Below are 21,040 nucleotides of genomic sequence, written 5' to 3' on the forward strand. Positions count from 1 at the left end.
ATTTTCTTTATAGGTGTTCATAAATTTATAAATTTGTCGATATAAGCTTTTAACTAGCAATAGGAAATTTTAAAAAGGATTTTAAAATGGAAATATCGAAGGCAAATGGGCAAATGGATACAGCTTTGGCAAACATTAGCCAAAGAACAAGTGAGACACAGGCTAGTTTAAACATTCAAACCGATAGAAGTCAAAGCCAAGGAGGCGATGATGGACAGCAACGAGGTGTGAGTGAAAAGTTAGCTGATATTACAAAAAAGTTAAATGAGCAAATGGATTCTCTAGATACCAATGTTCGTTTTGGTTATAGTGATAAAATCGGTTCTATGTATATTAGCGTGACTGAAAAAAGTACTGGAAGGGAAATCCGTCAAATTCCTAGCGAAGAAGCTATGAGATTAGCTGAGTATTTTAGGGATGTGATAGGAATGATATTTGATAAGGAGAGTTAAAAATGGCATTTGGTAGTCTATCTAGTTTAGGATTTGGTTCTGGGGTTTTAACTCAAGATACTATAGATAAATTAAAAGAAGCAGAGCAAAAAGCTCGTATTGATCCTTATACTAAAAAAATTGAAGAAAATACAACCAAACAAAAAGATTTAACAGAAATCAAAACTAAATTACTAAGTTTTCAGACGGCTGTTTCATCATTAGCTGATGCTACGGTTTTTGCGAAAAGAAAAGTTGTAGGAAGTATTAGCGATAATCCTCCAGCAAGTCTTACAGTTAATTCGGGTGTTGCTTTACAAAGCATGAATATCAATGTTACTCAACTTGCACAAAAAGATGTATATCAAAGTCAAGGATTGGCAAATGACAGTGGTTTTATTAATGCAAATTTAGCTGGAACCACCGATCTTACTTTTTTTTCAAATGGCAAAGAATATACTGTTACGGTAGATAAAAACACAACCTATAGAGATTTAGCTGATAAAATTAATGAAGCTAGTGGAGGAGAGATTGTCGCTAAGATTGTAAACACAGGAGAGAAAGGCACTCCTTACCGCTTAACTTTAACCAGTAAAGAAACAGGCGAAGACAGTGCGATAAGTTTCTATGCTGGAAAAAAAGATGCGCAGGGTCAGTATCAAAGTGATCCAGAGGCAGAAAAAATATTTTCAAATCTTGGATGGGAATTAGATAAAACGACTCAGACTATTGATCCAGCTAAGGATAAAAAAGGTTATGGTATTAAGGATGCTTCTTTGCATATCCAAACTGCGCAAAATGCAGAATTCACACTTGATGGTATTAAGATGTTTAGATCAAGTAATACTGTTACCGATCTTGGTGTAGGAATGACTTTAACTTTAAATAAAACAGGTGAAATTAATTTTGATGTACAGCAAGATTTTGAAGGTGTGACAAAAGCCATGCAAGATTTGGTGGATGCTTATAATGATTTAGTAACCAATCTTAATGCTGCAACTGACTATAATAGTGAAACTGGAACAAAAGGAACTTTACAAGGCATCAGTGAAGTAAATTCAATACGCTCAAGCATTCTTGCTGATTTGTTTGATTCTCAAGTTGTTGATGGAACTACTGAAGATGCAAATGGTAATAAAGTAAACACTAAGGTTATGCTTTCTATGCAGGATTTTGGCTTAAGTTTAAATGATGCAGGCACTTTGAGTTTTGATTCTTCTAAATTTGAACAAAAAGTTAAAGAAGATCCAGACTCTACTGAAAGTTTTTTTTCAAATATTACTAAATACGAAGACATTAATCACACAGGAGAGGTAATTAAGACAGGAAGTTTAAGTAAATATCTTAATTCCAATGGAGGTAATACTAATGGTTTAGAATTTAAACCAGGAGATTTTACTATAGTTTTTAATAATCAAACATATGATTTGTCTAAAAATTCTGATGGTACTAATTTTAAATTAACAGGGAAAACAGAGGAAGAATTGCTTCAAAATTTAGCTAATCATATAAACAGTAAAGGTATTGAAGGCTTAAAAGTTAAGGTTGAATCCTATAATCAAAACAATGTTACAGGGTTTAGGTTGAATTTTAGTGGAGATGGTAGCTCGGATTTTTCAATCAAAGGAGATGCTAACATTCTCAAGGAATTAGGTTTGTCTGACGTAAATATAACCTCTAAGCCTATAGAAGGTAAAGGTATTTTTTCAAAATTAAAAGCCACGTTGCAAGAGATGACTGGAAAAGATGGTTCAATTACAAAATATGATGAGAGTTTGACAAATGATATTAAATCATTAAATACCTCTAAAGACTCGACTCAGGCTATGATTGATACAAGATATGATACAATGGCGAATCAATGGTTGCAATATGAGAGTATTTTAAATAAACTCAATCAACAGCTAAATACTGTGACTAATATGATTAATGCGGCAAACAATTCTAATAATTAAGGATAAAAAAGATGCAAAATAATTTAGCCTATAATGCTTATTCTCAAAATCAAGTGGGGATAGAGTCCCCGCAAAAACTTATTGAAATGCTTTATGAGGGAATTTTGCGTTTTTGTGCAAGAGCTAAAGTAGCCATAAGAAATGAAGATATAGAACAAAGAGTGTATTTTGTAAAAAGAACCACGGCTATTTTTATAGAGCTTATTAATACTTTAAACTATGAAAAAGGCGGAGAAGTGGCACATTATTTAAGCGGGCTTTATACAAGAGAAATTCAACTTTTATCTTTGGCAAATTTAGAAAATAACGAAGATAGAATCAATGAAGTTATAAATGTAACCAAAGGTTTGCTAGAAGCTTGGAGAGAAGTGCATAACAATGAAACAGTGGCTCAGTGATTTTAAACTTGCATTAATCCAAGAAGATGTCAATAAACTTGAAAATTTACTTGATGAACTTGATATGAAAGCTTTTATTAAAAATTTAGCCAAAGAATCGCCTTCAGAAGATTTTTTAAAAGAAAATGCAAATGATGTATTTTATCAAGTTCAAGCTCTTTTGCAAGAAGCTGTTATACTGATTGAACAAAAGAAAAAAACAAAAGCTGTTGAAATTCAAAAATTTCAAAAAGCGTTGACATATTTTAAATCTTAAAAAAGCATAGCGATAAGCCGAGTTCTGTCTTGAATGCTCATTTATCTAGTTTTGTTTTTGCAAACAAAATCAAGCGAAGGGTTAAAACAAAGACGCTAACCATCCCTTCTTGCTGCACATTGGGTTTACATAGCCGAAATTGTTACCAAAATCGCTGGTGGGCTTTTACCCCGCCGTTTCACCTTTTCCACTTGCGTGGTAGTTTTCTTTCTGTTGCACTATCCCTTAGGTTACCCTAGCCATCTGTTAGATGGAATGTTTGTCTTTAGCAGCTCGGACTTTCCTCTCCTAAAAAGAAGCGAGCATTTACTATGCTTTAAATTTGGATTTTAACGTAATTTTACTTATTTTTTCATCAAATAAAATAATTTTATTGTGATATCAATCAAAATTTGATAAAATTGTTTTTTATTTTTTAACAAAGGAAATTTATGGCATCTTATTCAATGGGTGATTTAAAAAAGGGACTTAAAATAGAAATCGATGGAATTCCTTTTAAAATAGTTGAGTATCAGCATGTAAAACCAGGCAAAGGTCCTGCTTTTGTGCGTATTAAAATCAAATCTTTTATTGATGGTAAAGTACTTGAAAAAACTTTCCATGCAGGTGATAAATGTGAAGCTCCAAATTTAGAAGATAAAACTATGCAGTATCTTTATGATGATGGTGAAAATTGCCAATTTATGGATACGCAAACATATGAACAAGTAGCTATTAGTGATGATGATGTAGGTGAGGCGAAAAAATGGATGCTTGATGGTATGATGGTAGATGTGCTTTTCCATAATGGTAAAGCTATCGGCGTAGAAGTTCCACAAGTTGTTGAACTCAAAATCATCGAAACAGCTCCAAATTTTAAGGGTGATACTCAAGGATCAAATAAAAAACCGGCTACATTGGAAACAGGCGCAGTAGTGCAAATTCCTTTTCATGTGTTAGAAGGTGAAGTTATACGCGTTGATACTGTGCGTGGTGAGTATATAGAAAGAGCGAACAAATAATACAAAAAAAGCTTTTGGACTATTCCAAGGCTTTTTTAAATTTATATAAAATTTATTTTGTTACTTAATTTCTCATTCCATTCTTAAAAATATTTTTTTAAACTTTTCTTCAATTTAAAATTTCTATAATATTTCTAATTCATATTGTGGAGATGGTTGATGGAATGGTTACTTCTTGCTTCTATACCTTTGATTGTTTTAGGTTTTGCTTTAAAGATTAACCCCTTTTTAGTGGTAACTTCAGTTGGAATTTATGCTGGACTTGTTTCAGGTTTTGATTTTGTTAAGGTTGTTAGTGATATAGGAAAATCTTTTGTAGATAATCGCTATGTTGCTATAATTTGGCTTATTTTACCTTTACTTGCTGTTTTGGAACGCAAAGGCTTAAGAGAGCAGGCTAAAAATTTAATATCCAAAATAAAAGTTGCCAGTACAGGACGAATTTTAATGTGTTATTTTGTTTTTAGACAAGTTACTGCAGCTTTAGGGCTTTTATCTTTAGGCGGACATGCACAGATGATAAGACCTTTAATAGCCCCTATGGCAGAAGCTGCAGCTAAGCTTAAATTTAAAAACTTAACACATAAAGATAGTCAAAAAATCAAAGCTTTTTCTGCGGGAACGGATAATGTTGCTGTATTTTTTGGAGAGGATATTTTTATAGCCGTGCATTCTATTTTATTTATTAAAGCTTTTTATGAGAGCAATGGTATTATTGTTGAGCCATTGCATTTATCAGTTTGGGCTATACCAACTGGAATTTTGGCTTTAATTATCCATTGCTCTAGACTTTATTTATTTGATAAAAGATTGGAAAAAACTTATAAAGGGTTGAGTGATGATAAGTCTTGATTTACTTTATTATATTGTAGGAATTTTATTTTTAGTTTTTGGAATTTTAAGTTTTTCTAATCAAGCTAAAGATATAAAATCAAGAATAAGCGGCGGGGTATTTTGGATAAGTTATAGTTTTACTTTTTTACTAGCAGGAGTTTTGCCTCATTTTGTGATGGGTTGTATAGTGATTTTACTAGCACTTATAGCAGGATTTAATTTATTAAAACCAGCAAAGATCGAAGTTAGCAAAGAAGAAAAAGAATATGAGATAAAACATGCAAATATTTATAAAAATAAACTTTTTATTCCTGCTTTAATGGTTCCTTTGATTACACTTATTGGGACTTTTTTATTTCCCTATTTGAGTTTTTTTGAAAATAAAAATGCTACATTGATGGCTTTGATTATAGGTATAATTATTTCTTCAGTAGTTGCTTGTTTTATGTTTAAGGCTTCTCCTAAAAGAGCTGTTAAAGATGCAGCACATACTATGGATCACATTAGTTGGGCAGCGCTTTTACCGCAAATTTTGGCTACACTTGGGGTAGTTTTTGTTTCTACAGGAATGGGCGATCAAGTATCTAAACTTTTATCTAGTTATATTAGTTTAGATAATGCTTTTATTGCAGTAGCTGTGTATTGTATCGCTATGGCGCTTTTTACTATAGTAATGGGCAATGCTTTTGCAGCTTTTCCTGTGATTACTGCTGCTATTGCTTTGCCGATTTTAATCATACAAATGCATGCAAATCCTGCTATTATAGGAGCGATTGGAATGCTTAGTGGATTTTGCGGAACTTTAATGACGCCTATGGCTGCAAATTTTAATATAGTTCCTGCGGCACTTTTAAATTTGGATGATAAAAATGGCGTAATTAAAGCCCAGTTTATGTCAGGACTTGTTTTGCTTGTGGCTAATATCTTTTTAATGTATTTTTTAGCTTTTAGATTTTAAGGAGAAACAATGGAAAAATTTATAAAACAATTTAGCTTTATTGCACTAGAAAATATTTTTAGAGAATTGCCAAATAAAATTACACATTCTTTTAATGATATCAATGATATTAAACCGCCAAAACTTATGTATCCTATATTTTATGGTTCTTATGATTGGCATTCTAGCGTGCATTCTCACTGGCTTTTGGTGAAAATTTTAAAAGATTTTTCTCATTTTGCTCCAAAGGATGAAATCATCAAAGCTCTAGATTCTCAATTTAGCAAAGAAAAAGCAGAAGGAGAGCTTAAATATCTTCAAAACCCTGCACACAAAGGTTTTGAAAGACCTTATGGATGGGGATGGTTTTTAAAACTGACTTTGGAGATAAATTTACTTGCTAAAGAAAATGACAAAGCTGAAATTTGGGCTAAAAATTTAGAAGGCATAGCTGATTTCTTTGTTAAAGAATTTAAGGAGTTTTTACCTAAGATGGATTATCCTATACGAGTTGGAACCCATTTTAATAGCTCTTTTGCTTTGTATTTTGCTTTAGAATATGCAAGATTTAAAAAAGATCAAGAATTGGAGTATTGCATCATCCAAAGTGCTAAAAAGTGGTTTTTAAATGATAAAAATATGCAAGCTTTAGAGCCTTGTGGAGATGAGTTTTTATCTCCTGTTTTGATGGAAGCGGTGCTTTTAAGTGCTGTTTTACATAAAAATGATTTTGTAAAATTTTTTAAAGCATATTTGCCAAATTTAGAAGCAAAAGAGCCTGCAACTTTATTTACCCCTGTGAGTGTGAGTGATAGGAGCGATGGTAAAATAGCACATTTAGATGGGTTAAATTTAAGTCGTGCTTGGTGTTTTAAAATACTTTCAAATTTTTGCGATGAAAATTTAAAAATTCTTTTAAGAAACAATGCTACAGAGCATTTTGATAAAGCTATAGCTCATATAGAAGATGATTATCTTGGGTCGCATTGGCTAGGAAGCTTTGCTTTGCTTGCTCTGGATGTGGATATTTTATAAAAAATTTCATAAGATGAGTAAATTTGTTGCTAAATAGATATTTTTTAAATTTAGATTTTGTTTTTATGCTTTGAAAAATATATTTTTTGATATTATAAGCCCTATAATATTTTAAAGGATGATAATGGTTTTTTTAATCATCTCTAGTATTATAGTGGCTATTATTTTGGGCTATATTACTAGACATAATGTTGGAATTTTTGCTATGATTTTTGCTTATATTATAGGAGCTTTTTTTATGGATTTAGCTCCTAAAAAAATCATAGCTTTTTGGCCTATTTCTATATTTTTTGTTATTTTTGCTGTCTCATTGTTTTATAATTTTGCAACCGTAAATGGAACTCTTGAAAAATTAGCTGGACATTTGATGTATCGTTTTGCTAATCATCCTTATTTGCTTCCTTTTGTTATTTTTGTGGTTAGTGCTATTATAGCTGCTTTAGGAGCAGGTTTTTATACAGTTTTAGCTTTTATGGCACCACTTACTTTTTTACTTTGCGATAAAATCGGTTTAAGCAAAATTGCTGGAGCTATGGCTATAAATTATGGTGCTTTGGGAGGAGCAAATTTTATAACTTCTCAAAGCGGGATTATTTTTCGAGGATTGATGGAAAATTCAGGCATTGAAGCAAATGAAGCTTTTGCAAATTCTAGTATTATTTTTGCTTTTACTATAATCTTGCCTATTGTGGTATTATCTTTTTTTGTGTTTAATGCTTTTAAAAATAATATAAAAATTAGTGTTATTTCAAAACCTGATCCATTTGATTATAAACAAAAAACTACTTTAATTCTCATGTTTATGATGATTGTTGTTGTTTTAATCTTTCCTGTGCTAAATATTATTTTTCCACATAATGAGACAATTAGTTATTTTAATAAAAAAATAGATATAGCCATGATAGCCATGATTTTTGTTGCCATTGCTTTATTTTTAAAATTGGCCGATGAGAAACAAGTTGTTGCTTTAATTCCTTGGGGAACCTTGATAATGATTTGTGGAGTAGGGATGTTAATTAGCATAGCAGTTGAAGCAGGGGCTATAAAATTATTTTCAGATCTTGTAGAAAATGAGATCAATGTGATTTTTATTCCGTTAATAATGTGTGCTATTGCAGCTTTTATGTCGCTTTTTTCAAGTACTTTGGGTGTGGTTACTCCAGCGCTTTTTCCTATAGTTCCAAGCATTGCTGCAAGCAGTGGATTAAGCGAGGCATTGCTTTTTTCTTGTATTGTTGTAGGGGCTCAAGCTTCTGCTATTTCTCCTTTTTCTTCTGGAGGAAGTCTAATTTTAGGATCTTGCCCTGATAAATATAAGGAAAAATTATTTAAAGATTTACTTATTAAAGCTGTGCCTATAGGATTTATAGCGGCGATTTTAGCTACTATTATAATGAGTTTTATTTTATAAGGATAATTTAATGAAGATTGATACTCACGCACATATATTTTTGAAAAAGTTAAATACGGTTGCAAATGCAAGATATAAGCCTGATTATGACGCTAGTTTTAAAGATTATAAAGCAAATTTAGATCATTATGATTTTAATAAAGGGGTTTTAGTTCAGCCAAGTTTTTTAGGTATTGATAATGAATTTTTGCTTCAGAGTATAGAAAAAGATGAAAATATAAAAGCTATAGTTGTGGTTGATGAAAATATTAAATTTGATGAGCTTAAAAAACTAAAAGAAAGAAAAGCTTGTGGAGTTAGATTAAATTTAATTGGCAAAGAATTACCAAATTTTAAAAGTATGGTTTGGACTCAATTTTTTGAAAATTTAAGTAAGCTTAAAATGCAAATAGAAATTCAAAGAGATTTAGATAATAATCTTGTTGATATTGTTGAAAATTTAATTCCTTATGGTTGTAATATTGTTATCGATCATTTAGCAAGAGCTAATGCAAACTTAACAAATTTAGAGGATTTAATTTGCTTAAAAAACTCTAGAATATTTTTTAAAATTAGCGGTTTTTATAGAGCAAAAATAGACTATGCTAATAATGAACAAGCTGTAAAATTTGCAAAGAAAATATATGAAATTTTAAAAGAACATTTTCCACTTAGCAATTTTGTTTTTGGAAGCGATTGGCCACATACAAATTTTGAAGCAAATATTAATTTTTCATCGGCTCTAGTGGCTTTTAATGAAGTTGTCGTATCTAAAAAAGAACAAGAGCAAATTTTAGGGGATAATGCTTGTGCTTTATTTGGCTTTTAAGCTTTTTGTTTTATCCTAAAGATGTATTTTGCAATGCGTTCAAAATGCACTCTTAGATAAGGTTTGTAAATCACAAAACCACCTAAAAGCCCTAAAATGCTTCCTATTACAACATCAATTAAACGAGCGAGTATTAATTTATCTGCATTTTCACTCATAAAATTAGCTGCTTCCGAAAGATAAGTAGCATAAGGAGTAAAGAAAATCATAGCTAAAGCATAGTTTCGATTGACTAAAAATTGTCCTATAAAAAACAAAGACATCATAAGTAAAATAAGCTCTATATCGTGAAATTGTTTAGATAAAAGCCACCATGCAAAACATACTCCTAAGGCCGTTCCTATGATGCGTTGAATTTGTTTAATCCATATAGAATTTAAAGTTACACCTTGCATAATAGCTGTGCAAGAAATGGCTATCCAATAACTTCTTTCAAGTTCTAAAAAAGTTCCTATAAATATAGAAAAAGCCACAAAAGAACCCATGATCAAAGAATCCACAAAAACTGCATCAAAACCTATGTATTCTCTAGGTGGAATTTCGCTAGGTAAAGCATTTTTAAATCCATAAATCACAACGATAGAATATAACAAAGCCATTAAATTAGCTACCATTGCTCCAAGAAAAACAAGACCTACTAAAAAGATAAAATCCTTAGCTTCAAAAGGAGAATAGGCTCCTAAAACACAAGAAAATACAAAGAAAAAATATCCAGGTGCACCAATGTTATAGTATCTAATTAAAATAGAACTTCCCATGGCCATAATTCCTATAGGGATGAAGGCAAAAATTGCAGGCAAAAAATGAGTTAAAATTCCTAAGAAAAAACTAGAAACTATGCCAAAAGAACAGCACATCACAACAGCCATTCTATGATATAAAGGAGTGCTTGGAACATATAAAAAAGACAAAGCTCCTATCATGGCAATGAGTCCATAGTTTAATTTTCCAAAAAATACACTAAGCCCTAAAACTATACCTACGCCTAAAGCCGCAAAAAAAGGCATTTGCCAAACTTGTTCGCTTGAATTTAATTTAGCAATTTCTTTAAAGTGTTGCTTTAGTATTTCTATTTTATTCACTCTCGAATTTGTCCTTCCCCATTGATTATATATTTATAAGTGCAAATATCTTCAATCCCCATAGGACCTCTTGCATGCAATTTGCTGGTTGAAATTCCAACTTCTCCACCAAAGCCAAATTCTCCTCCATCGCTAAAACGCGTTGAAGCATTAGCATAAATACAAGATGAGTTTATAAGGCGTTGAAATTTAGCGATATTTGAAGCATCATTTGAGATAATGGTTTCAGAATGCAAGGAGCTGTGTTTATTGATATGCTCTATAGCTTCATCGCAATCTTTTACTAATTTTACACTTAAAGCAAAATCAAGCCATTCTGTATCAAAGGTATTTTCATTTGCTTTAAAAATTTTTAAATTTGAGTTGTTAAAATAAGCCAAAGCATTTTCATGGGCGTGAATTTTTACCTTAAATTTTTCAAATTCAGGTATTAAAAGACTTATAAAATTTTTAGCAATTTTTTCATGGATTAAAAGCGTTTCTAAAGCGTTACAAACACTTACTCTTTGACACTTTGCATTAAGGATTATTTTTAAAGCCATATCTAAGTTAGCACTTTGATCTACAAAAGCATGACACAAGCCTTTATTTTGCTTAATGAGAGGAATTTTGGTATTGTTTGCAATTTCTTGTATCATATTTGAACTTCCGCGAGGTATGATCACATCGATTAAATCATCAAAGGCTAGAATTTGCAAGATTTCATCTCTTTGGGTAAACATAGCAAAACAATCTTGCAAATCAAATTCCTTAAGTACTTTATTAACAAGAGTAAATATAGCCTCATTTGTAAATTTTGCTTCACTTCCGCCTTTAAATACACAAGCATTGGAACTTTTTATCATTAAAGCTGCGATTTCAGCGCTAAGACTAGGCCTTGCTTCGTAAATAACACAAATGAGTCCTAAAGGAATACTCATCTTTTGTATGCTCAAACCCGCATAATTTTTCCAGCCTTTAGAAATTTTGCCTATAGGATCTTCGATGTAAGCGATTTTTTCTAGGCCTTCGCAAAGAGCTAAAATACGTTTTTCATCTAACAAAAGCCTATCTTTCATTGCTCCGCTTTTTGTGAAATTTGCCATATCTTTTTTATTTGCTTCTAGGATAATTTTGAAATTTTCTCTTAAAATTTGAGCTAATTTTAGAATAATTTTTTCTTTATCTTTGGGTGTTAAGTTAAGTAGTTTTTGAGAATTTTTCTTAATATTTTCAAGCAAATTTCGCATTTTTAATCCTTTATTTACAAAAAACTTGATAAATTATACAAAAAAATTTAGAATTGAAAGGTAAATATAAATGAAAAAAATAGATTTAATTGTAGTAGGTGCAGGTCCAACAGGGATAGGCTGTGCAGTTGAAGCCAAGCTTAAAAACAAAGAAGTTTTGATACTAGAAAAATCAAATAACATTTGTCAAACTTTAATGCAATTTTATAAGGATGGCAAAAGAGTAGATAAAGCTTATAAGGGATGCGAAGGAACCAATCACGGACATGTTCCTTTTGAAGATGGCACCAAAGAAAGCACTATAGAAACTTTTCAAAACGCTTTAAAAGAGCACAATATAGAAGTTGAATTTGGTTCTGAAGTTGAGAGCGTTAAAAATGAAAATGGAGTTTTTTTAGTAAGTACAGCTAAAGGTGTTTATGAGTGTAAAAACATTATTGTTGCTATAGGTAGAATGGGTAAACCTAATAAACCTGATTACAAACTTCCTATGACTTTAACAAAAATCATTAATTTTAATGCCAATTCAGTTTTGGGAAATGAAAAAATTCTTGTTGTAGGTGGCGGAAATTCAGCAGCAGAATACGCTGTGGATTTGGCAAATTCAAATCAAGTTAGCCTTTGTTATCGTAAAAAAGAATTTACAAGATTAAATGATATAAATCTTAAAGATATTCACGAAGCTGGAAATTCGGGTAAGGTAGAGTTAAAACTAGGAATTGACATTAATGAAGTAGAAGATGATAATGGCAAAGCTAAAGTAAATTTTACCGATGGTACAAGCGATATTTATGATAGAATCATTTATGCTATTGGTGGTTCTACTCCACTTGATTTTTTACAAAAATGTGGGATTAATGTTGATGATAAAGGCGTGCCTTTAATGGATGAAAACAAACAAAGCAATGTTAAAGGCATCTTTGTAGCAGGAGATATTGCTACTAAAAATGGAGCAAGTATAGTTACAGGGTTAAATGACGCTGTGAAAATTCTTTCTGTGCTTTAAAATTTAGCCTTTGGGCTAAATTTTTATTTTAGTTTAATCTAGAAAATTCATATGCAAAATAAAATAAATATTAATAAACTTATTGCGAAATTACTTTATTTAAATTCTTACATACTAGGACTTTTGGCATTTTATTAGCGGTTTAAAATATTTTTAATTTTAAATATTTTAAGGATTATTATGTCAAGTATTTTTAGCACCTTAAGCCCTTTTAGGCTTTTTGTAAAATATGCCGTGCCAAATGTTATAAGCATGGCTTTTATTTCTTTTTATTATATAGTTGATGGAATTTTTGTTGGAAAATATCTAGGAAGTGATGCTTTAGCGGCACTAGCCTTGATTATTCCCTTTATCATGATGTCTTTTGCTTTGGCTGATATGATAGCTATAGGATCAGCAGTGCAAATTTCTATGCATTTAGGTTTAGGCAAGAAGAATTTAGCTAGAAAGATATTTAGCTCAAGTATGTTGATTATCTTTATAATCTCTTGTTTTATCGGAATTTTGGAGTATTTTTTAGGACTTGTTTTGATTGATTGTTTAAATGTTAGCGATGAGATTAAAACGATGACTAAAGAATGTATGTTTGTTTTTGCTTTGTTTGCACCCTTTACTATGCTTTCTTTTGCTTTGGATAATTATTTAAGAATTTGCGGAAAAACTGCTTATAGTATGGTAATGAATGTGATTATAGCATTAAGCAATATAGTGCTTGATTATATTTTTATAGTCGAGTTGGGTTGGGGCTTATTTTCAGCTGCTCTTGCAACTTGTTTGGGACTTGTTTTAGGTGGTATTTTTGGAATTTTTCCTTTCTTGTTTCAAAATTTAGAGCTTAAAATTTCGAGCCTATATATGAATTTAAAAATTTTTAAAAATATTCTTTATAACGGAAGCAGTGAGTTTTTTGGCAATATTTCAGGATCTTTGTATAGTATTTTTGCAAATTTTGTTTTATTAAAAATTTCTGATACTCAAGCCGTGGCAGCCTTTTCTATAGTTTTATATATTGATAGTTTTATTATAATGCTTATTATTGCTATAGGTGATGCAATGCAGCCTGCGCTTAGTTACAACTATGCTAAAAAAGATTTTTCAAGAATCAAAGCTATTATAAAAGTGGTATTTTTTGCAGGGGGATTTTTATCTTTATTCTCTATAGTGCTTATATTGATATTTGGAGAAAATTTAATCACGCTTTTTACAAAAGAAAACAATCAAGAATTTAAAACTTTTGCTTATACAGCTTTGATGCTTTTTGCTTTTAATTATTTTTTTGCATGGTTTAATGTTCTAAGTGGTTCTTTTTTGACAGCTTTTAATAAGGCAAGCTTTTCTTTGGTTTTAAGTTTGGCGCAAAATTTATTTATACCTTTGTTTTTTCTTTTGTTTTTATCTTGTTTTATGGGTTTAAATGGAGTATGGCTAAGTCCATTTTTTGCTGAATTTTGTGTTTTGATTTTAGCTTGGATTTTTCTTAAAAGAATTTTTAAAGATCTATCTTTATAGGAGATAGATCTTTTTTAAATTTTATCAAAGGAGCTTTTTTGTAATTTTTAGAATTTATATCCTATACCAGTTAGGACAATTTGATAGGTTTCATCATAAAATCCTATATCGCTATTTCTTTTTTCTATGCCATAATTTGCAAAACCATAAAGTCCGTTATAACCCAAAAATTGATTTTTAACAACTTTTAAATTAAGCTTAACTATATTACCATCTTGTTTTTTGTGGAAGATAGGATCAGTTCCTACTGCTTCATATTTGCTAAGATTTAAATTTGGAGTGAAGATGTAATCATTAGCAAAAGCCAAATTTGTTCCTATACTAAAACCATATCTTGAATAGCTTTGAGCTTTTCCGTCTGCATCATTGTAATCATAATTTAACCCTAGGTTTAATAAGCTATAATTATAGTTTAATTCAATTTCGTGATAATATCCCTCCCTTTTTAAAGAGCTTTGTGCGATAGTGTCTTTATCATATTTGTTTTTGCTAAATAAATATGAAGTGGTAAATTTCCCAAAATCACTTTCATAAAGTTGAGAGATTTTAAAACCATATCTATCAACATCAGTTTCTTCTCTATTTCCTATTGCATAAGGATTTGCATAAGCTTTTTCTCTTAAAGAGGAAATTACAGAAAAAGAAGTGCTAAAACGCTCTAAATAAGCTCTTTCGTAGCCTAAAGCTATACCGCTGATATCTCTTCCATTGTAGTTTTTAATAAAAATTCTATCATTATCTATAAGATTACCATAGTAAAGTTCTGCACCGATAAAAGGAATGAAAGAGGAGTCTGAATTATCAGCATTGTGACTGCTTAGATAATCACTGTTTGCCAAGGTTGAAATATTACTTTTAATATCCCTTGCACCCACACCTATGCTTAAATTTCCACTAAAACCTTCTTGAAATTCTACAGCCGTAGCTGATTGGGTTAAAATGGAGGCTAAAACACAGGAAAATAAATATTTTTTCAAATGTTCTCCTTGAAATGTTTGTTGTTTGTAATTAAATTACATTTATAATTGTAACTAATATTACATTAAATATTTATAAAAAAATTAAGTTTTATAATTTAAGTTTTTTTAGATAGAATTTTTAGAATTAATTTATATTTATAAGGAAATTTAGTGCAGCAAGAGTATTATGACTTGGATTTAGAACGAGCTATTTTAAGCAGTTGTATCATGAGTGAAGAAGCTTATGCTAGTATAGCAGGTGATATTAGCCCAAAAGATTTTAGTCTTAAAGCTCACCAAGATATTTTTAAAGCGGTTATAGCTTGTAGTAATAACAAAGAGCCCATTTCTGTAAGTTTTTTAAGAAAACATAAAAAAATAGATGAGCAAATTTTAGCAGAAATTCTTGCCACTCCTTCTATGATAGATTTGCCTGCTTATGTAAATGAACTTCACGAAAAGTCCGTAAAAAGACAACTCTTGAGTTTTGCACATCTTTTGCCAACTCGTATCAATGAAGATCGTGCTGTAAGTGAAATCGCAGATGAAATTGGTAAAGAAATTTTTAGCATTACAAATCGTGTGAATTCTAGAGATATTAAAGATGTTGATATGGTAATATCAGAACTTTTTGAAGAATTTAAAAAGCAAAAAACTTTAGAAAATAAAGGTATTATAGGGCTTGATACAGGTTTTGAAGGTCTAAATAAAATGACAAAAGGCTTTAAAGGGGGTGAACTTATAATAATCGCCGCGCGTCCAGGTATGGGAAAGACAACTCTTTGTTTAAATTTCATTGATAAGGTTTTAAGACAAAAAAAAGGCGTGGCTTTATTTTCTCTTGAAATGCCTGCAACTCAAATCATGCAAAGAATGCTATCTTCTAAAACTTCTATTCCTTTGCAAAAAATTTTAACTGCAGATTTAAACGATGATGAATGGGAGCGTTTAGGAGATGCTTGCAATGATTATAGTCAAAAGAAATTATATATTTACGATAGTGGTTATGCAACTATTGCTGATGTAAGGGCTATTTTAAGGCGTTTAAAATCTCAAGATGAAAGTATAGGACTTTGTGTGATTGACTATATAGGGCTTATGATGAGTAATTCAAATTTTAATGATAGACATTTGCAAGTTAGTGAAATTTCAAGAGGACTTAAGCTTTTGGCTAGGGAGCTTGATATGCCTATTATCGCACTTTCACAACTTAATCGTGGCTTAGAGCAAAGGGCAAATAAGCGTCCTTTGATGAGTGATTTGCGAGAAAGTGGAGCTATAGAGCAAGATGCGGATGCTATTTTGTTTGTATATCGCGATGAGGTTTATAGAGAACAAGAAGAAAAAGAAAGAGAGAATAAAGCTAAAGCTGAAGGCAAAGCTTATCAAAGGCTTTTTATACCAAATCCTATGCAAGAAAATGCTGAAATTATTGTTGGAAAAAATAGAAATGGACCTGTTGGAACTATAGAAGTTGTATTTTTAAAAGAAAAATCTTGTTTTGTAGATAAACCTATAGGCTATGAAACTACTGAATTTACAGGCTAGCTTTAATAAAATAAGTTTTTAATATTTTAAAGTTATTTTTTACGACACAACCTGTCGCAAGGGTGTTTTATACTTTCTTTGTTATTTTAAAACAAGGAGAGAAAATGTTAAAACAAATCGCATTTGGTAGTATAGCTCTTACAGCTACAGGATATGGCATAAAAAAATTATACGAAAAATTATCCAAGCCAGAAAGAAAATTTGATACACATGCTATTGTTCCAAGCTGTAAGGATGTAATCAATACCGAAGAATACAAACTCAAAAGAGAGCTTGAAATCGAACAAAAGAAAAATCAAATTCAAGAATTTCTTTGCGAATGCATGGAGTGTTATAGCGGCTTTTCAAAATATTTTAATTCTAAGGAATTTTTAGAATTTGAGCAAAATTTTACCTCTAAAAATAATCACAAAACAGAATTTCTTTTGTCGTCTTATAAAGATCAAATGATAAAAGTGATCGACTATGCTAAAAAATTTAAATGCTTGAGTGCTTTTTTGGAAACACAAAGCGAAAAAAATGACTTAGCGGTTGTAAAAATGATAAGTGAAAGTATGGAGAGAAAAACACAGAGATTTTATCTGCAAACAAAATTTCAAACTTTTCCTCAGTATATTTTTCCTTCTGTGTGGAGTTCTCCTATGTGGGATAAACAATGGGAATAATACTTGGAATTTTAAGCCTTATAGCTGGCTTTGTTGCCATAGTGTTGATGTGTGGTTTGTATTTTATAGCGTTTATGGTTTTTGTTGGCATAGCGATACTTATTTTTCTTTCTATGCAACCTTATCCTTATAATATAATATTTTGTGCTATATATTTAATCACAATTTTAGCGCTAGTGCTATGGCGTAAAACTTAAAAATTTCACTTCCCCCTTGACTGGGGGGGGGGATTTGATAAAATACAAAGTTAAAAATTTTAAAAACAAGGAGAAAATATGGCCTACAGATATGATAAAGATTTAGAATTCTTAAAAGAATTAAGCAGTCCAGAACTCGATTAGCTTGTAAAAATTTTAACCCATGATAAAGACGGGAAAGTTCGTTTTACTGAAGAGTTAACCAATAATGATCTTTATAAAAAACATTATCCAGATCATAAAGAATATATCGAACTCATTTTAGAAGAATTTCAAAAATTTGGAGGAAATAGTATTCTTAATATATTTCGAGGTGGTGGAGTTTATATAATGAAATTCTACGCGATGTTGCAAAAAAATTTGATGTAAAATTTGATGAAAATGAAAGCACAAACTCCATAGAAACATCACTTTTATGCAAATTAATAGAAGAAGAGTTAAAAAATTCTCAAGATGAAAATACATTAAGAGAACTTGTAAATATTTTCGAACTTGGCATTTCTAATATTAATAAACAAACAGTTGTAATGGGATTGCAATCTCTTATTAAAATAGGTGGATTTAAAAGCTATCAAATTGCAGTAATAGTTGCAAATCAAGTTATGAAAGTTTTACTAGGAAGAGGTTTATCTCTTGCGGCAAATGCAACACTTACAAGAGCTTTAAGTCTTTTTTCTGGTCCGGTAGGTTGGACAATTATGACCACATGGACTGCATTGGATTTAGCTAGCCCAGCCTATAGGGTTACTATACCAGCAGTACTTCAAATTATAATTTTAAGACTAAAACACAATACAAAAAACTAAACACAAGGAAATGCATTAATGGAAAATATTTGCCAATTTATCATAGAAAATATTGATAAAAATTCATTAAATACAAAAAAAATAAAACTTGTTTTCAATATGCAAGAGCAAGAAATTACAACAATTTCGAAGATATTTAAGGTATCTTCGGAACACATTATTGCTTTTTATGATACCTCAACATCCTTTAATTATTTTAGCAAAACTACCGGAATATGTTTTACTGGCAAAGAAGTTATCTTTAAAAGAAAAGAAGATGAAGTTTTAATGAAAATCAACTATGAAGATTTCAAAGAGGCAAATAAATCCTTACCTGAAAAAACAACAACTCTTCAAGACATCAAATTTCCCATATCTTTTCATAATCTTGGAACATCTTATCTTTCATTTGATGATTTCAAAAAGAAAAACTACATAGAAGAAAATGATGAGCTTATAATAAATTTTTTACACATCTTAACTTCAAAAAATAACATAGAAAGTTTTAAAAATGAAAGTATGTTTCCACAAGCCTTAGAAAAAACAAACGAAAGTATTAAAGAAAACTATATAAAAGTTATCATTAAAATAATATTAGATCAATACGGTTTTTTAGATGAAAAAAGATCAATCAAAATTTTTGCTCTAATGAATAAAATTAATGTTGCTTCAGAAACAAGGTATAAAATACAAGATTTTTTACATAATAAACATTCTAGTTTTGAAGATTTGCTAAACATCATAAAACAAGAATCTAGATTTATGCAATTCAAATATATTTTAATTTCGCTAATAAAAGACTTAATTGATATAGATTTTGAAGATAATAAAATTTATAATTTTTTGTATGAAAACAAAGACATTTTTAAAATCAAAGACCTTAAAGAAATCTATTGGGTAAAAGAAATCATTAAAAAAGAATATCAAATAATATTAGACGATAATAAAGAAATTCAGCAAATTTTTAACTTTATATCCGAAACAGCTACAAAAAATAATATATCATTAAACGGTTTACATCTTTCAGGAATGACAATTGGCATGTCTGTATCAATTATGGAGTTACTAGGATTTGGGGAATTAATAAAATTACCACTAATTGATTCTTCAAAAAAATATCACAATAAAAACAAACAACAATTACGTCTTTTTATTATTCAAGAAATTCTCAAAGAAAATCAAAAAACAATTACCCAAATTATTGATATCATCAATAATTTAATTGAGCAATGTAATACAAATACACAAAATTTACAAGAATTAATAAAATTATTAAAATTGGCTTCAAAAAATAATGAAACTTTTAAAGAAAGGGAAAAACTTTTATATTGCCCAGAAACGCTTTCATTGATAACAATAAATAATCATCTAAAAGAAGATGATATTCAATTTATAGAACAATACTATACCTATAATCAAAATACTCATAAGTATGAGCGCAATGACAATCTTTCTTCGTCGGATTTAGAAAAACTTTCAAATTTTTTTAAATTAAAAAATCTATAAGGATAATTTTATGGATAAAATACAAGAAAACACCAAAATAGAAAAGGCTATATTAGCCGAAAAACAACAAATCTTTTTAATACAAAATAAATTATCCGAAATTGAAAAAAATATCAAAGAATAATGTTTAACCATAGAACAGATTCAAAATAGTATCACAGAAAAAAATCAAAATTTGAGCAATATAGAATATAAGGAAAATCAATCAATCGATTCATTGGAAAATTTTTTTTAACACTTATAGCAATTGGGAAACATATTGTCAAAAAATTGAAAAATATTTAAACTTAAAAAAATAAACTCAAATGAAGATTCTTTAAAATTTTTGATCACTTATTCAAATTTATCAGATGTTAAAAAAAGAATTGAAGATGAATTTACCCATAGAAATGCAGAGTGCGATAAGTATGATTATTTAATAGCAATAACATGTGGAGCAATAGCTGGCATTATGGACATTTTTTTAGTTGGAAATCCTAAAGATAGCTATCTAGGAAAAAAGGTAGATAAGACGGTAGAAAAAATGACTCAAAAATTTGCACAATTATGTGGTTGGGATAAGCAAAAAGCATTAGACAAAAACAAAGATTTAACTAAAAGTGTATAGCGTTTTTGGAAAACAAATTTAAAATTAATTATGATCAAACTACTACAAATGGAAGAAATGGAACAAATGGAAAAGTAGATAATTTAAGTATGAAAAATCATCATTTAAAAAGCATAGGTCACTCTCCAGATATTTTCGGGTTATTTGTATCTATAGTAAATCAATTTACCAATACTTCAACTTTTGTCAGCAACGGAAAAATCATAACCATAGATACAAATACTTTTGAATTACAAGGGGGAAATTTTATTGCTAAAATATTTTGTGGATTTTTTAATTGGTTTGGACATTTAGCATCTGATTGGTGTGGATCTAGTGGAGGCAAGGAAAGAGGTGCAGGCATTCCTATGCCTTTTTATAATTTATTTTTACTTTGTGATTTTGGAAATTTTGGACAACATAGACAAACACTAGCACAAATTGCAACCCAAGTTTTTGAACAAGGATATGATCTTAGGCATGGAGTTACTATGTCTATTCCTGTTATGATTAATAAAATGCTAATTCGTTTTATGTATATAATAAAAGCTAAATTTTACCACAAAAAAGAATGGAAAGAATGTATACCAAAAGATAACATACCTGAATTAAATAAAATGCTTTTAATAGGATCTGGTACTTTTTTATTAATTGATACTGGTGGTGCATGGATAAAAAGTAAAAATCCTATAACAAATCCGGTAGTTTTCCTTTCTGAAATCAATTTAATTAATGTTATAAGATTTAGCACTTTAATTCTTAAAGAAATTTATATATTATATAATAATGGAAAAATAGATAATAAAAAATTAGAAAAATATCTAGATGACACTTGTAAAATTTTATTAATTGAAGCTCATAATAAATCTAAGCCTTTTAAAGAAATCCTAAAATAAGGCAAA

23 protein-coding genes and 1 other RNA gene are annotated in these 21,040 nt (G+C 29.8%); 20 read left to right on the top strand and 4 right to left on the bottom strand.

The features are described 5' to 3' along the window. Positions 1 to 86: 86 nt before the first annotated feature. Genes FBF02_RS02705 through FBF02_RS02720 form a run of 4 tightly spaced genes read left to right on the top strand, consistent with a single transcriptional unit; the run spans position 87 to position 3,040 of the window. Positions 87 to 452, top strand: a complete 366-nt coding sequence (locus FBF02_RS02705; protein ID WP_002858519.1) for a FlaG family protein — start codon at positions 87 to 89, stop codon at positions 450 to 452. A gap of 2 nt (positions 453 to 454) precedes the next feature. Next, positions 455 to 2,386 (top strand): flagellar filament capping protein FliD, encoded by a 1,932-nt coding sequence (fliD, locus tag FBF02_RS02710; protein WP_002858527.1) that lies wholly within the window; start codon positions 455 to 457, stop codon positions 2,384 to 2,386. An 11-nt stretch (positions 2,387 to 2,397) separates the two neighbouring features. Next, positions 2,398 to 2,784, top strand: a complete 387-nt coding sequence (gene fliS, locus FBF02_RS02715) for a flagellar export chaperone FliS (protein WP_002776169.1) — start codon at positions 2,398 to 2,400, stop codon at positions 2,782 to 2,784. Further along, positions 2,765 to 3,040 carry a hypothetical protein gene (locus tag FBF02_RS02720; protein ID WP_002776186.1) on the top strand — a complete coding sequence of 92 codons (276 nt, stop codon included), beginning with the start codon at positions 2,765 to 2,767 and terminating at the stop codon, positions 3,038 to 3,040. The genes fliS and FBF02_RS02720 overlap by 20 nt, the downstream gene beginning before the upstream one ends. On the opposite strand, the gene rnpB is transcribed toward FBF02_RS02720, so the two are convergent. Continuing rightward, positions 3,038 to 3,358, bottom strand: an RNA gene (gene rnpB / locus FBF02_RS02725) — RNase P RNA component class A. The two genes, FBF02_RS02720 and rnpB, sit on opposite strands and share 3 nt — an antisense overlap. Before the next feature lie 113 nt (positions 3,359 to 3,471). Between rnpB and efp the strand changes: the two genes are divergently transcribed. The 6 genes from efp (at position 3,472) to FBF02_RS02755 (ending at position 9,066) form a co-directional block, all read left to right on the top strand. Then, a complete protein-coding gene (gene efp / locus FBF02_RS02730; protein WP_002855210.1) occupies positions 3,472 to 4,041 on the top strand; it encodes an elongation factor P in 570 nt (189 codons plus the stop codon). A gap of 159 nt (positions 4,042 to 4,200) precedes the next feature. Then, positions 4,201 to 4,893, top strand: a complete 693-nt coding sequence (locus tag FBF02_RS02735) for a DUF969 domain-containing protein (RefSeq protein ID WP_002856730.1) — start codon at positions 4,201 to 4,203, stop codon at positions 4,891 to 4,893. Further along, positions 4,880 to 5,833: a DUF979 domain-containing protein gene (locus tag FBF02_RS02740; RefSeq protein WP_002858607.1), complete on the top strand. Its 954-nt coding sequence runs from the start codon at positions 4,880 to 4,882 to the stop codon at positions 5,831 to 5,833. The genes FBF02_RS02735 and FBF02_RS02740 overlap by 14 nt, the downstream gene beginning before the upstream one ends. 9 nt (positions 5,834 to 5,842) lie before the next feature. Further along, positions 5,843 to 6,847, top strand: coding sequence for a DUF2891 domain-containing protein (locus FBF02_RS02745; RefSeq protein WP_002858603.1), 1,005 nt, complete (start codon positions 5,843 to 5,845; stop codon positions 6,845 to 6,847). A gap of 118 nt (positions 6,848 to 6,965) precedes the next feature. Next, positions 6,966 to 8,258, top strand: a complete 1,293-nt coding sequence (locus FBF02_RS02750; protein WP_010891864.1) for an SLC13 family permease — start codon at positions 6,966 to 6,968, stop codon at positions 8,256 to 8,258. Positions 8,259 to 8,268: 10 nt separating this feature from the next. Continuing rightward, positions 8,269 to 9,066 (top strand): amidohydrolase, encoded by a 798-nt coding sequence (locus FBF02_RS02755; protein WP_002825067.1) that lies wholly within the window; start codon positions 8,269 to 8,271, stop codon positions 9,064 to 9,066. Here the strand turns inward: FBF02_RS02755 and FBF02_RS02760 are convergent. Together FBF02_RS02760 and FBF02_RS02765 are read right to left on the bottom strand one after the other, a co-directional pair. Then, on the bottom strand, positions 9,063 to 10,148 hold the full coding sequence (locus FBF02_RS02760; protein ID WP_002864506.1) for an FUSC family protein: 1,086 nt from the start codon (positions 10,146 to 10,148) through the stop codon (positions 9,063 to 9,065). The genes FBF02_RS02755 and FBF02_RS02760 overlap by 4 nt on opposite strands. Next, entirely contained in the window at positions 10,145 to 11,377 is a 1,233-nt protein-coding gene (locus tag FBF02_RS02765) for a glutamate-5-semialdehyde dehydrogenase (protein ID WP_002858629.1), read from the bottom strand. The genes FBF02_RS02760 and FBF02_RS02765 overlap by 4 nt, the downstream gene beginning before the upstream one ends. A 70-nt stretch (positions 11,378 to 11,447) precedes the next feature. Between FBF02_RS02765 and FBF02_RS02770 the strand changes: the two genes are divergently transcribed. Further along, on the top strand, positions 11,448 to 12,383 hold the full coding sequence (locus FBF02_RS02770) for an NAD(P)-binding domain-containing protein (protein WP_002856867.1): 936 nt from the start codon (positions 11,448 to 11,450) through the stop codon (positions 12,381 to 12,383). A gap of 180 nt (positions 12,384 to 12,563) precedes the next feature. Then, a complete protein-coding gene (locus FBF02_RS02775) occupies positions 12,564 to 13,892 on the top strand; it encodes an MATE family efflux transporter (RefSeq protein ID WP_021034200.1) in 1,329 nt (442 codons plus the stop codon). Between the two features lie 47 nt (positions 13,893 to 13,939). Here FBF02_RS02775 and FBF02_RS02780 read toward each other — a convergent pair whose 3' ends face one another. Further along, positions 13,940 to 14,869, bottom strand: a complete 930-nt coding sequence (locus FBF02_RS02780) for a DUF2860 family protein (protein ID WP_002868074.1) — start codon at positions 14,867 to 14,869, stop codon at positions 13,940 to 13,942. 153 nt (positions 14,870 to 15,022) lie between these two features. Between FBF02_RS02780 and FBF02_RS02785 the strand changes: the two genes are divergently transcribed. From FBF02_RS02785 to FBF02_RS02825, 8 genes are all read left to right on the top strand, one after another. After that, positions 15,023 to 16,399 carry a replicative DNA helicase gene (locus FBF02_RS02785; RefSeq protein ID WP_002858532.1) on the top strand — a complete coding sequence of 459 codons (1,377 nt, stop codon included), beginning with the start codon at positions 15,023 to 15,025 and terminating at the stop codon, positions 16,397 to 16,399. Positions 16,400 to 16,461: 62 nt separating this feature from the next. Further along, entirely contained in the window at positions 16,462 to 17,064 is a 603-nt protein-coding gene (locus FBF02_RS02790) for a hypothetical protein (protein ID WP_002864511.1), read from the top strand. Beyond that, the gene (locus tag FBF02_RS02795) at positions 17,055 to 17,261 is read left to right on the top strand and encodes a membrane protein (RefSeq protein WP_002858584.1); all 207 of its coding nucleotides are present in this window, start codon (positions 17,055 to 17,057) and stop codon (positions 17,259 to 17,261) included. Before FBF02_RS02790 ends, FBF02_RS02795 begins: the two co-directional genes overlap by 10 nt. Before the next feature lie 78 nt (positions 17,262 to 17,339). Then, positions 17,340 to 17,405, top strand: coding sequence for a DUF3944 domain-containing protein (locus FBF02_RS02800; RefSeq protein ID WP_100221710.1), 66 nt, complete (start codon positions 17,340 to 17,342; stop codon positions 17,403 to 17,405). A gap of 383 nt (positions 17,406 to 17,788) precedes the next feature. Beyond that, complete coding sequence (locus tag FBF02_RS09045; RefSeq protein WP_002858615.1) at positions 17,789 to 18,067, top strand: ubiquinol-cytochrome C chaperone family protein; 279 nt, start codon at positions 17,789 to 17,791, stop codon at positions 18,065 to 18,067. A gap of 18 nt (positions 18,068 to 18,085) precedes the next feature. Further along, positions 18,086 to 19,552 (top strand): hypothetical protein, encoded by a 1,467-nt coding sequence (locus FBF02_RS08985; protein WP_002851118.1) that lies wholly within the window; start codon positions 18,086 to 18,088, stop codon positions 19,550 to 19,552. A gap of 325 nt (positions 19,553 to 19,877) precedes the next feature. Continuing rightward, positions 19,878 to 20,159 carry a hypothetical protein gene (locus FBF02_RS02820; RefSeq protein WP_002865392.1) on the top strand — a complete coding sequence of 94 codons (282 nt, stop codon included), beginning with the start codon at positions 19,878 to 19,880 and terminating at the stop codon, positions 20,157 to 20,159. A gap of 5 nt (positions 20,160 to 20,164) precedes the next feature. Then, complete coding sequence (locus tag FBF02_RS02825; RefSeq protein ID WP_002858485.1) at positions 20,165 to 21,034, top strand: hypothetical protein; 870 nt, start codon at positions 20,165 to 20,167, stop codon at positions 21,032 to 21,034. The last annotated feature ends 6 nt before the right edge of the window (positions 21,035 to 21,040 follow it).

Source organism: Campylobacter sp. CFSAN093226, assembly GCF_012897595.1.
GTDB classification, from domain to species: domain Bacteria; phylum Campylobacterota; class Campylobacteria; order Campylobacterales; family Campylobacteraceae; genus Campylobacter_D; species Campylobacter_D jejuni.

Excerpts from the sequence above, each read along its gene's own strand:
- FBF02_RS02740 (WP_002858607.1), top strand. The coding sequence starts at position 4,880 with ATGATAAGTCTTGATTTACTTTATTATATTGTAGGAATTTTATTTTTA.
- fliS (WP_002776169.1), top strand. The coding sequence starts at position 2,398 with ATGCAAAATAATTTAGCCTATAATGCTTATTCTCAAAATCAAGTGGGG.
- FBF02_RS02750 (WP_010891864.1), top strand. The coding sequence starts at position 6,966 with ATGATAATGGTTTTTTTAATCATCTCTAGTATTATAGTGGCTATTATT.
- FBF02_RS02705 (WP_002858519.1), top strand. The coding sequence starts at position 87 with ATGGAAATATCGAAGGCAAATGGGCAAATGGATACAGCTTTGGCAAAC.
- FBF02_RS02775 (WP_021034200.1), top strand. The coding sequence starts at position 12,564 with ATGTCAAGTATTTTTAGCACCTTAAGCCCTTTTAGGCTTTTTGTAAAA.
- FBF02_RS09045 (WP_002858615.1), top strand. The coding sequence starts at position 17,789 with ATGGGATTGCAATCTCTTATTAAAATAGGTGGATTTAAAAGCTATCAA.
- FBF02_RS02795 (WP_002858584.1), top strand. The coding sequence starts at position 17,055 with ATGGGAATAATACTTGGAATTTTAAGCCTTATAGCTGGCTTTGTTGCC.
- efp (WP_002855210.1), top strand. The coding sequence starts at position 3,472 with ATGGCATCTTATTCAATGGGTGATTTAAAAAAGGGACTTAAAATAGAA.
- FBF02_RS02755 (WP_002825067.1), top strand. The coding sequence starts at position 8,269 with ATGAAGATTGATACTCACGCACATATATTTTTGAAAAAGTTAAATACG.
- FBF02_RS02735 (WP_002856730.1), top strand. The coding sequence starts at position 4,201 with ATGGAATGGTTACTTCTTGCTTCTATACCTTTGATTGTTTTAGGTTTT.
- FBF02_RS02765 (WP_002858629.1), bottom strand. The coding sequence starts at position 11,377 with ATGCGAAATTTGCTTGAAAATATTAAGAAAAATTCTCAAAAACTACTT.
- FBF02_RS02770 (WP_002856867.1), top strand. The coding sequence starts at position 11,448 with ATGAAAAAAATAGATTTAATTGTAGTAGGTGCAGGTCCAACAGGGATA.
- FBF02_RS08985 (WP_002851118.1), top strand. The coding sequence starts at position 18,086 with ATGGAAAATATTTGCCAATTTATCATAGAAAATATTGATAAAAATTCA.
- fliD (WP_002858527.1), top strand. The coding sequence starts at position 455 with ATGGCATTTGGTAGTCTATCTAGTTTAGGATTTGGTTCTGGGGTTTTA.
- FBF02_RS02745 (WP_002858603.1), top strand. The coding sequence starts at position 5,843 with ATGGAAAAATTTATAAAACAATTTAGCTTTATTGCACTAGAAAATATT.
- FBF02_RS02720 (WP_002776186.1), top strand. The coding sequence starts at position 2,765 with ATGAAACAGTGGCTCAGTGATTTTAAACTTGCATTAATCCAAGAAGAT.